We start from the raw sequence: 10890 nt of genomic DNA on the forward strand, positions 1-10890 counted from the left end.
CGCCGCAGCCGGCCCCTCCTTCAACACCGCAACCGCACGCGAAATCTCCGCACGCGACAACGGATCCAAAGGATGCGTCTCTACAACGGTCTCAATCTGGGTATCGATACTCATGATTCTCCTTAACGCTCAGGGTGGGGCCCTGTGGACTGGAAGCAGAAGTGCTTTGGAAACGGGCCGTGAAGAAGCCGGGGGGTAGGCAGTGGATGTTGGCCCACACGCGCCCGGCCTGGATGTCGTGTCCCGGCCCGATGGGTGGTGTTCCCGTGGGGGCCAGCCGAGCTCTGCACCGAGCCAGCCGGTGTGATTCCGGTCACTTGCATGCCTTACAAGAAGCAAAGCTACGTGAGCGAATTCTTTTAGGCGAGGCTTTCAAAAAGATTTACTTGAGAAATTCGGCGTCGGAAATTCCCACTCGAGTTAACATGTTGGAAACATTTGGAAACGTACCGGTGGCTATCGTTGCCAGCGCGGAAATGCTAATGTTCTGCACCGTGGCTCGATGACTTGCGCCCCTTCGGAGCGAGGCGAGCACGCCCATCCGAAGGGAGAGTTGGTACCCAGTGTCTGCACGCGGTGATCGCTTCATCACTCCCCGGTCGCCGGTGGAGGGTCTGCGCCGCCGGAATCTTTCCTTCTTGCCGGTCTTCGCACAGGCGGTTGCCGGTGTGGCGCCGGCCGGAGCCATGTCCGTCATTCCGGCTCTCGTGTTCCCGGGTCTTGTCTTTGGATCCAATGGACCGAACCTTGTGGTGACGTTCGGCGTGGCCATGGCCGTCATGGTTCTGGTCGCCTTCTGCCTAAGACCCATGGCCCAACGCATGGCAGCGGTCAGCGGCCTCTACAGTTACACCGCCAAGGGACTTGGCCAGCGGACGGCGATCACCGCCGGGTGGTCGGCCATCTTCGGTTACGGCCTCGTGGCCATGGCGGCACTGCTGCTCGTTGGCGTGTACGTCGCCCAGCTGTTCAGCAACCTCGGGGTCCCGATCGCACGCTCCAAGATGTTCACGGTCCTGGTCATTCTTGCCGCCGCAGCCGCCGCCTGCCTCCTCATGGTCAGGGGAATCCGGATATCGGCATGGTTCACCGTGTTGATGGAATCGATCTCCATCGGAGTCCTCGCCGTCCTGATGATCGTCTACTTCGCCTTCAATCCGTCGAAGATCAGTCTCGGGAGCGTGTTCACCTGGAACGGCAACTTCGACGCGTTGCCGATCGGCATCGTGGTGGCTGTCAGCGCCTTTGTCGGTTTCGAAAGCCCCACGACGCTCGGAGGGGAGGCGAGCAAACCCTTCATCACAGTCCCCCGGGCCATCACGTGGACCCCGATCCTCATGGGTGTCCTTTGCCTTCTTGCCGTGACCGCCCAGGACGCGGCCCTCAAGGAGGCACCGCTGAACATCACGGCCAGCCCCACTCCCCTGTCTGACCTTTTTTCCCACGCCTCCCCGGTCTCCGCTGCAGTCCTTGACCTGGGGATCGCGGCGTCGTGGTTCGCCTGTGCGATCGCCTCCACCAACGCCCTTGCCCGGATATTTTTCTGCATGGGACGGGAAGGCGTTGCGCCGAGAATTGCCGGCAGGACCCATCCCGTCTTTCGAACCCCTTCGATGGCCATCATGGTCATCATGCCGGTGATTGCCCTCGTTCCCGTGGCAGTCATCGTCTCAAGTGCCAGCCCGGAACGGGGACTCGTGAATCTCCTGACGCTGGGCGCCTACGGGTACCTGGGCTCCTATGTGCTTGCCAGCGCTTCGATGCCCTTTTTCCTGCGCCGTATCGGGGAGAGTACCTACGCCAACTGGATACTGGGAGCAGCAACCACGCTGGTCCTCGGGGCGGTGTTCTGGACGGCTGCAGCGGCGTCGATCCGTACCGGCAGCCTGCAGACCGTCATCTACGCTGCCGTCCTCCTAGCCAGCGTTGTTTACGCCACCTTCCTTCACGTACGGTTTCCCAAACGCCTGGCCTCCGTTGGCATCTACGACGAGACCCGGGAACTGGACCTGTTTCAGGGCAGGCCCACCCAATGAACTACTACCGGCCCAGCTCCAAGCCGAGCACGGCATCAAACCCCCTCAAAATCCTGGAAATCGTGGCGCAGTACGGTACCGGGACGACGGCAAAGGAAATCACCGATGCCCTGCAGATGCCCCAGGCGACCGCATACCGGGTCCTCAATTCACTTGTCGCGGACGAATATCTGGCCCGCACCTCGGACCTCCGCGGCTTCGCGCTCGGACACGCCATCGCGGGCCTGATTACGGCTGCGAACCCGCCAACGGTTCCCACTGCCGCCCGCGCCGCGATAGAGGAGTTCCGCCGCGGAAACCGTTTCGCGGTGCACCTCATCATGTTCCGCAACGCATCCCTCAGAATCGCCGATGAAGACAGGGATTATCCGCTGCACTCAGCCTATGAAATGCTTCGCTACCCGCACGCTTCCGCAGCCGGAAAACTCATGCTCGCTGAACTGGCCGACTCGGACGCCCTCCTGCAGAGAGGGCCGCTGACAAGGCTGACGCAGCACACCATAACGGACAGCGGCCAGTTGGAGGCGCAGCTCGCGGAGATAAGGCTCAAAGGGGAGGCTGCGGAAATCAACGAACTGGAGCAGGGATCCGCAAGCCTGGCACTTCCCGTGGGACTGCCCGACGGGCCTGCCGGCGCAGCCCTGTGCCTCTCCGGTCCCTCCGAAAGGTTCGCCACCATCTACGAACATGCCGAAGCCGCCCGGGAAGTGACCACGCGGCTGGCGCCTCTCCTGTTCTGACTCACAGGCAGTAAAGGCGCGCCAGGAAGCCCTCGCGCGCCTTTACTGGATGCTTCCTTATGCCGGCACCCCGAAGGCCGCTAGTTCGAGGCTGCCCGGCTCGTAGACGGTTTCCTGATGCACCTTGGGGCTGCCAAGGCTACGCACCGTTTCACCGAACACCTCGTCTGGGTCAAGACGGCGCAGTTCCTCGACCAGGCAGTCCTGGAGGCTGCGGCGCGGCAGCGAAATCCGCTGTGGGGGCTGCCCGGGCTGGGTCAGTTCGGCCACGGCGGATCCGGGCCGGATAAGCCGGATGTCACCGGAGGCCCGGGACAGCCGGACGCCCCGGATCCCGGTTCCCGCAGGGTGGGCGACGATCGTGACATGGGCGTTCAGGGCACGTTGCAGCCAAGCGGCCAGCAGGAACGTACTGGGCGAATCCGTGGCACCCTCGACGGCGACGGACGTGACAGGCGAGGAGTCCGGCTGGTCCAGGACGGCTGCGAGCTGGATCCGCCAGTTGGTCAGGCGGGTCCACGCCAGGTCGGTGTCGCCGGCCTTGTAGGTGTCCCGAATGTTTTCCAGGGCCCGCTGCGGGTCCGTCCCGTTCGCCGAATCCGTGATCCGGCGGTGGGCGATGCGTCCGATCGAGGTTTCGCTGGCATTGTCCGGTGCACCATGCGGCCACCACGCCACAATGGGGGCATCAGGAAGCAGCAGGGCCGCTACAAGGGACTCACTTTCCCCTGCGAGTTCGCCATAACCGCGCAGCACGATGACCTCGGACGCGCCGGCATCCCCTCCTACCCTGATCTGGGCATCCAAACGCGTGGGGTCCTGCGCTGAGCCTGCGGCCAGAACGATGATCCTGCACGGATGTTCGCGGCTGGCCTCATTGGCGGCCTCGATGGCTTCTTCTTCCAGTCCCGACTTTGTGATGACCACGAGGGTCAGGACGCGGCCGAGCGCGATGACGCCGCCCTGCTCGCGCAGGGACTGGATCCTTTTGGAAACCTTGGAGGTGGTGGTGCTTGGAAGATCTACAATCATGGCCTTCTCCAGGTGCGCCCGTCACGGGCTAGCAGCTCATCAGCCGAAGCGGGGCCCCAGCTGCCGGGCGCGTAGGGCTCGGGCTGTTCGCCCAGGCTCGCCCAGTACTCTTCGAACGGGTCCAGGATTTTCCAGGACAATTCCACCTCTTGGTGACGTGGAAACAGCGGCGGCTCACCCAGCAGCACGTCCAGGATCAGACGCTCGTAGGCTTCAGGGCTGGACTCGGTGAACGAATGGCCGTAGCCGAAGTCCATGGTCACATCCCGGACCTCCATTTGGGTGCCGGGGACCTTGGAGCCGAACCGGATGGTGGCGCCTTCGTCGGGCTGGACCCGGATCACCACGGCGTTCTGCCCGAAGTCGTCATCCCCGTGGTCCTGGAAGAGCAGGTTTGGCGCGCGTTTGAACACGACAGCGATTTCGGTAACGCGCCGCCCCAGCCGCTTGCCGGCGCGCAGGTAGAACGGCACGCCGGACCAGCGCCTGGTGTTGATGTCCACCCGGATCGCGGCGTAGGTTTCGGTGGTCGAATCGGCCGGGATGCCTTCTTCCTCCAGGTAGCCCAGGACCTGTTCCCCGCCCTGCCAGCCGCCGGCGAACTGCCCGCGCGCGGAATGCGTGGAGAGGTCATCGGGAAGCTGTACGGCGGCCAGGACCTTTTCCTTTTCCGCGCGCAGGTCATCGGCGTTAAAGGAGATCGGCTCCTCCATCGCGGTCAGCGCCAGCAGCTGCAGCAAGTGGTTCTGGATCACGTCGCGGGCCGCGCCGACGCCGTCGTAATAGCCTGCCCGGCCGCCGGTGCCAATGTCCTCGGCCATGGTGATCTGTACATGATCCACGTACTTTGCGTTCCACAGCGGCTCGAACAGCTGGTTGACGAAGCGCAGCGCCAGGATGTTCTGGACGGTCTCCTTGCCCAGGTAGTGATCAATCCGGAACACCGAATCGGCGGGAAACACGGACTCCACAATGTCATTCAGTTGCCGGGCCGTCTGCAGGTCGTGGCCAAACGGCTTCTCGATCACCACGCGCCGCCACTTCTCGCCCTGGGCCTGCGCCAAGCCGTGCTTCGAGAGCTGCCGGCAAACGAGCTCGAAGGCCTTCGGCGGGATCGACAGGTAGAACGCGTGGTTCCCTTGCGTGCCCCGCTGCTCGTCCAGTTCAGCCAGAGTGGCGGAAAGCCGCTCAAAGGCCGCGTCGTCGTCGAACGCGCCCTGAACAAAACGGATGCCCTCGGAAAGCTGTTCCCACACCGTTTCATCAAACGGGGTACGTGCGTAGGACTTCACCGCATCCTTCACCTCAGCGGCGAAGTCCTCGTTATTCCAACCCCGCCGGCCAAAGCCCACCAGCGCAAAGCTCGGCGGCAGGAGTCCCCGATTCGCGAGGTCATACACGGCGGGCAAGAGCTTCTTGCGCGCCAGGTCTCCGGTGATGCCAAAGAGCACCAGGGATGACGGACCCGCCACGCGGGACAGCCGGCGGTCGCGGGGGTCCCGCAGCGGGTTCTGCCCGGACCTCACGCTCGAGTCAAGGTAAGTAACAGACATTGTTGCCTTCTAACTTTCAACAGGCAGGGCGTTGCCGGGCAACGTTCACGAAAGAATCAGCTCGCGGGTTTCCCCGAAGGGCACGGTGTCGCTGAGCGCGAGAGTGTAGCGGTCCGGTGCGTGGCGTGTGACCAGGATGCCCGCGAAGCGTTGGGGCTTCTGCCGGAGCACGGCCTCGGCGTTGTCCAGCAATTCGTAAAGTCGGCTCGGTTCACTCACGAGGACTTCCAAATCGTCGGTGGCATAACTAAGCATGATGAACAGCTTCCTTCCAGGGATTGGGGTCCCCCCAATTCCGACCCCTTATCCTTGCGACTGCGGCCCCCTGACGTCGCAGGGGGCCGCAAGCCGGCGATGGCGTTCCGTGTGTTTCAGCTGCACGGAACGCCACCGTAAACCGGATGACTAGACGATGGCGGCGCGGAGTTCCTTCGCAGCCTGTGCCGGGTCCTCGGCACCGTAGATGGCGCCACCGGCGACGGCGACATCGGCGCCGGCCTTCTGCACGTCACCGATGGTGGCGAGCTTCACGCCGCCTGCCACGGAGAACGGAACGCGGGCTTCGGCACCGGCCTTGAGCAGACCGTTCAGGTCGAAGCCGGGCTTGGCCTGCTCGTCCAGGCCGGCGTGCATCTCGACGAACTTGGCACCGAGGGCACGGACTTCCTTGGCGCGGGTGACCTTGTCCTCGATGCCGATCAGGTCAACGACGACACCCTTGTTGTGGGCCTTGGCAGCCTTGACCGCACCGGCGATGGTGGAGTCGTCGGCGGAGCCGAGAACGGTGACCAGGTCGGCGCCGGCCTTGAAGGCGATGTCGGCTTCGAGCTCGCCGGCGTCCATGGTCTTCAGGTCGGCGAAGACGATCTTTTCCGGGTGGGCGTTCTTCACGGCGGTGATGACGGAGAGGCCTTCGGCCTTGATCAGCGGGGTGCCCAGTTCGATGATGTCAACGTGCTCGGCAACCTTGCCGGCCAGTTCGAGGGCAGCTTCGGTGGTCAGGAGGTCAATGGCAACTTGGAGCTTCATGGTGTTGTTTCTTTCTTTCTGTTGGGTACTGCAATTGGGTGTGTAAAACGTGGGGTGCAGAAATGCGCGCTTCTGGCGTTTGCTCTTACTCGAGGTTGGCGTGGCGCAGCCACAGCTCCTCAGCCGGCTGGGCGTCGTTGTCCCAGAGCGACTGGAAGATGGCCTCGGTGGCCACGAAGAGCACCTGCTCGAAGAGGGACCCGGCGTACTGGCGCGAAACGCTGGTGCCGTGGTCGGTCTTCTGGGCGGCGGGGATGATCACCACGGCGTCGGCCAGGCCGGCCAGCGGGGAGTCCGGGTTGGTGGTGAAGGCGGCGATCCGCGCTCCGGCCTTGGCTGCCGTTTCTGCTGCCTTGACCACGCCTGAAGTGGTTCCCGATCCGGAGGCCACCAGGAGGAGGTCACCGGAGGCGATGGCCGGCGTGGTGGTGTCGCCGGCGACGTGGACGTTCAGGCCGAGGTGCATCAGACGCATGGCGGCCATGCGCAGGACGAGGCCGCTGCGGCCCGCTCCGGCGACGAAGATGCGGCCCGTCAGGTTGATGTGGCGTGCCAGGGTAACTACCTGCTGCTCGTCGATTTTGGCCGCCGTAGCCGCGATCTCGTCCCTGACGAGGGACAGGTTGCGCACAATGTCTTCCGTGGTGCTGTAGACCGCAGTCGTCGCGGTTGCTGTCGGATTCACGATTTTTCCCTTCGATTCGGCCATCGGCCTGTAGCAGCCGAGTGGATGCTTTCTGGTTGATATCCATGATTCCGAAGCACAAGGGTGGGGGTAACACTGTTTTCTGACGGTTCTTACTACCCTTAAGGATTGGTGGGTGGTTGGAAGGGACCCGGAAGCAGCGGACGCGAAAGGCTCCACAGGAGATCAAAGCTCTTTAAGTACTGCCGGACTGTAGTATTAGCCCAACCCGTAGCCCATCTTCGGAGCGCAGACTTTTGGCCTCGCCGACCCCTTTCGAGTCGCAGATCTACAGGTCCCTGCCCGAAATCGAGCGGGCCGATGCGATCGTCGACAGGATCTCCACGGCCATCGCCCTTGGACTGATCAAGGTGGGTGAACGTTTACCCCCGGAAGCGGCCCTCTCAGACATGTTCGGGGTGGGCGGCGCAACCCTGAGGGAAGCCTTGGGCGAACTGCGCGAGCGGGGAATCGTGGAGACCCGCAGGGGCCGGAGCGGCGGATCCTTCGTCGTTCGGCAACCTCAGACGCAAACCGACGCCATCCGCGACTGGTTTCTTTCGACGTCGATCTCTGAAATACGCGATATCGGAGATGAACACTCGGCCATTGCCGCCACCACCATTCGCCTCGCGTGCGAACGCGCGGAACCACATGACTTTGAGCGCCTCCAGGAGCTTGCCCGGGCGTTGGTCCTGGCCAGAACACCTGAAGTCCGGGCATCTGCAGACAGCCGCTTCCACATCGAGTTGGCAGTATCGGCACAGTCGCCGAGGCTGGCCAATGCCGAGATCCGGCTTCAGGAAGAGTCAGTTCAACAGCTGTGGGCTCCCCTCGGCGTACCACTTGACCCCGAAACGGCAACCGCTGAACACTTGGAGTTGGTCCGGGCAGTGGCGCAGGACCAACCCGACAAGGCCCAGAAACTGGCGCTTGAGCACATCAGGCGAAATATTTTCCACCTCATTGACACGAAACTGACCCTCGGTTACAGCCAATCAATCCAGGAACCTGATGAAGCCCGACACTGAAGTCGCACATGCCGCCGACGCCCTCACTTCGTGGACCACAGGGGTCACCGCCGAGATTGAGGAACTCTCCAGAAGCGTTGCCTCGCTGCTCGAGCGAAACCTGGTGGGCAGGTCCAAGGTTGATAAGGCTGCCTTGACCGGGCTGGATAAGCTTTCACGGGACTTCCTGGCGAAGAACGCTTTCGCTGTCGGCGCCGGCATATTCTTCGCCCATGAATCCGTGGAGGAGGGCGGCCGCGCCCTGGAATGGTGGTCACGGAAGGAATCCGGCGCGGTGGGAAGACTGGATTTCGACCAGACCCCCGGCAGCAACCGCTACTACGACTACGAGAAGCTGCCGTTCTTCTCGACCGCCGAATCCACTGGCGAACAGACGCTCTGGGGCCCCTACATCGACTATCTGGGCTTCGAGGAATACATCCTGACGTTCACTGCCCCATTTTCTATCCATGGAACCTTCATGGGTGTTGCCGGATGCGACATCCGCATCAAGGACCTGGAGCCCCTCATCATGCCCCACCTCCGCGTCATCCCCGGTGATGCCGCCCTAATCAACGCCAGCAACCGCGTCATTCTTGGGAACTCGGGGATGTATCTGGTTGGCGAGCGGATCAAATCGGGTTCCCCGGACCAACACCGTTTGCCCCTGGATGTTCCGCACCTCGGGCTCTCCCTGATCTACACCACAACGCGCCGCACCTCGTAGCGCCGGCAACCCTGGCGCTGCCGGTCTGTAAGCGGCAACTCCGGGTAATGGGCCTGTGGAGTGCCCCAAAACCTGTCCGGCTGCATCTTTGTCCGCTGCGCCTGAAGAGGGCGGCCGGCCCGCGTCCACGGCCACAATCCTCACTTGCCCTGCCCGTCGTCGGAGTAGGCGCCCCGGCTGCGAGCAAATCCTTGGCATCGAGCCGGCATCACCAACCTCCCGCTAATTAAAGCTATTGCATTGCAGCTTTAAGGAGTAATCTTCGAAGTGATCTGTTTCACAGGAGAGCCGACGTGCGTACTTGCAAACCGGCTCGGAAGCCTTCAGCTCGAAGAATCCGGCGCTCATGGCCGACCCGCCGGGGTTGGAGAGGGGACCACCGATAGCGGCTTCGCTTCCAGGCAGGTTCATTGATGAGCCTGGCCTGAACTAGCAGCGGAACCGGGACAAAGGTGTCGTATTCGGGGAAAGGCTTCCTCATCCGGCCCGCGACCTCACGCAGGGCCTACACAAATCCGACAACGCTCAGTTGTCCAAGGGAGATTGTTATGAGTGAAAATCGTTCCGACGGAGTCAATGACCTGGAAAGGTCGATCGACTGGAAGCAGGGCTTGGCCATCGCATTGGGTGTGCCCCTGCTGATTCTGCCCTCTTTGGGCTACCTTCCAATGTACCTGTCTGCTGCGGCAATCCTCATCTGGGGATTGTCGGTCGTGCAGGGTTTCTTCCAGAACGCCGCGTATGCCGAGATGGCCACAACCTTCCCCAAGGCCTCCGGCCTGCCGGGTTTCGCCCAGCATATTTTTCGTACCGAGAACTACCAGGGCAAGTACGACAAGAGCAAGCTGATCGGCGGCTTCAGCGCCTGGAGCTACTGGTTCGCCTGGACCCCGGTACTGGCGATCTTTTCCATCCTGGTGGGAAGCTACCTGCACGGACTCTTCCCCGTGCTGGGCGAAATATTTACGGAAAACCAGCTCGCCCTCATGACCGGACTGGTGATCTTCGGCGGCCTGTTCGTAGTCAACTGGTTCGGGCTCAAGGACGGCGCGACGCTGGGGTACATCCTGGCCGCCTTTTCCCTGATCCCGCTCGTCGTCCTGACCGTTGCACCTTTCGCCACCGGACACGTTGAGCTGGCCAACATCACCGGCAGCTGGGTTCCGGCCGACTGGGCCTGGGACATGCACCACATCCTGATTCTCCTGGGCATCTTCGCAATCGCACAGTGGAGCGCCTGCGCCTGGGAAACGGCGGCCATCTACGGGCCCGAATACAAGAACCCGGCCAAGGACGTCTCCAAGGCACTGTTTGCCTGCGGCGTCATCTGCTTCTTCTCGTTCGTGCTCGTGCAAGCGGCAGTGATCGGCGTGCTGGGCGTGGACGGTGTATTGGACCAGCCCGTGTCCCCCCTGATCCCGGTGGCGCAGGCAGTCTTTGGCCAGGCCGGCTCGATGATCACCATCATCATGCTGATCGCGGCCATGATCCTGATCATCCAAACGGCGTACCTGGGCTCGTCCCGGGCCATGCACTCCATGGCCGTGGAAGGCAACCTCCCCCGGTCCCTCGGTAAAACAAACCGCCACGGCACCCCGTTTGTTGCCATGCTGGTAATCGGAGCCTTCAACCTGGTCCTCATTTTCATGGGGAATCCGGCCGCCATTGTGGCTGCCTCTGCGATCGGCTACACCTGCGCCAATGGCATCAGCCTCTTCGCCTATGTCAGGGCCAGGAAGCACCCGGCGTTCGCTCAGCTGGATCGCCCCTTCAAGGCCCCCAGGGGCTGGAAGAACGTCGCCATGCTCTTCGGCCTGTTCAATCTGCCCCTGTGCCTGATCGGCGTGGTCTACCTCAACAGCCTCGAGATCGGATGGACCCCCACCTGGGTGGGCTTCATCGTACTGGCGCTCTACATCCCCATCTGGTTCTACTCCCAGCGTGAATCACGCCGTTTTAAGGAGAGAGCTGACCGCTCCTCACATGTCGACGTCGAAAATGTGGAAAGGGTTTAGCGCTGCGTAATCGCTGCAGCTGACACAGACAGGAAGGCAAGACCGCTTCAGGCGGTCTTGCCT

10 protein-coding genes are annotated in these 10890 nt (G+C 62.6%); 5 read left to right on the plus strand and 5 right to left on the minus strand.

Annotated features, from left to right (window positions below; all coding sequences use genetic code 11):
- The first annotated feature begins 563 nt into the window (after positions 1-563).
- Together ACFUTU_RS20560 and ACFUTU_RS20565 are read left to right on the plus strand one after the other, a co-directional pair.
- Positions 564-2036: an APC family permease gene (locus ACFUTU_RS20560; RefSeq protein ID WP_377967696.1), complete on the plus strand. Its 1473-nt coding sequence runs from the start codon at positions 564-566 to the stop codon at positions 2034-2036.
- Positions 2033-2776, plus strand: a complete 744-nt coding sequence (locus tag ACFUTU_RS20565) for an IclR family transcriptional regulator (protein WP_377967698.1) — start codon at positions 2033-2035, stop codon at positions 2774-2776. The genes ACFUTU_RS20560 and ACFUTU_RS20565 overlap by 4 nt, the downstream gene beginning before the upstream one ends.
- A 57-nt stretch (positions 2777-2833) precedes the next feature.
- Here the strand turns inward: ACFUTU_RS20565 and ACFUTU_RS20570 are convergent, their stop codons facing one another.
- The 5 genes from ACFUTU_RS20570 to hxlB form a co-directional block, all read right to left on the minus strand.
- On the minus strand, positions 2834-3808 hold the full coding sequence (locus ACFUTU_RS20570; RefSeq protein ID WP_377967700.1) for a glucose-6-phosphate dehydrogenase assembly protein OpcA: 975 nt from the start codon (positions 3806-3808) through the stop codon (positions 2834-2836).
- Positions 3805-5361 (minus strand): glucose-6-phosphate dehydrogenase, encoded by a 1557-nt coding sequence (gene zwf / locus ACFUTU_RS20575; RefSeq protein ID WP_377967702.1) that lies wholly within the window; start codon positions 5359-5361, stop codon positions 3805-3807. The genes ACFUTU_RS20570 and zwf overlap by 4 nt, the downstream gene beginning before the upstream one ends.
- Positions 5362-5406: 45 nt before the next feature.
- Positions 5407-5616, minus strand: coding sequence for a hypothetical protein (locus ACFUTU_RS20580; protein WP_377967704.1), 210 nt, complete (start codon positions 5614-5616; stop codon positions 5407-5409).
- A 150-nt stretch (positions 5617-5766) separates the two neighbouring features.
- A complete protein-coding gene (gene hxlA / locus ACFUTU_RS20585; protein ID WP_377965971.1) occupies positions 5767-6390 on the minus strand; it encodes a 3-hexulose-6-phosphate synthase in 624 nt (207 codons plus the stop codon).
- A gap of 85 nt (positions 6391-6475) precedes the next feature.
- The gene (hxlB, locus tag ACFUTU_RS20590; protein WP_377967706.1) at positions 6476-7075 is read right to left on the minus strand and encodes a 6-phospho-3-hexuloisomerase; all 600 of its coding nucleotides are present in this window, start codon (positions 7073-7075) and stop codon (positions 6476-6478) included.
- Between the two features lie 257 nt (positions 7076-7332).
- Between hxlB and ACFUTU_RS20595 the strand changes: the two genes are divergently transcribed.
- The 3 genes from ACFUTU_RS20595 to ACFUTU_RS20605 all read left to right on the plus strand — a co-directional run bounded on the left by ACFUTU_RS20595 (position 7333) and on the right by ACFUTU_RS20605 (position 10827).
- Positions 7333-8106 carry a FadR/GntR family transcriptional regulator gene (locus tag ACFUTU_RS20595; RefSeq protein WP_377967708.1) on the plus strand — a complete coding sequence of 258 codons (774 nt, stop codon included), beginning with the start codon at positions 7333-7335 and terminating at the stop codon, positions 8104-8106.
- On the plus strand, positions 8090-8812 hold the full coding sequence (locus ACFUTU_RS20600; protein ID WP_377967710.1) for a cache domain-containing protein: 723 nt from the start codon (positions 8090-8092) through the stop codon (positions 8810-8812). Before ACFUTU_RS20595 ends, ACFUTU_RS20600 begins: the two co-directional genes overlap by 17 nt.
- Before the next feature lie 548 nt (positions 8813-9360).
- The gene (locus tag ACFUTU_RS20605; RefSeq protein ID WP_377967712.1) at positions 9361-10827 is read left to right on the plus strand and encodes an APC family permease; all 1467 of its coding nucleotides are present in this window, start codon (positions 9361-9363) and stop codon (positions 10825-10827) included.
- The last annotated feature ends 63 nt before the right edge of the window (positions 10828-10890 follow it).

The organism is Arthrobacter sp. NPDC057388, from assembly GCF_042668165.1.
In the GTDB taxonomy this organism is placed as follows: domain Bacteria; phylum Actinomycetota; class Actinomycetes; order Actinomycetales; family Micrococcaceae; genus Arthrobacter.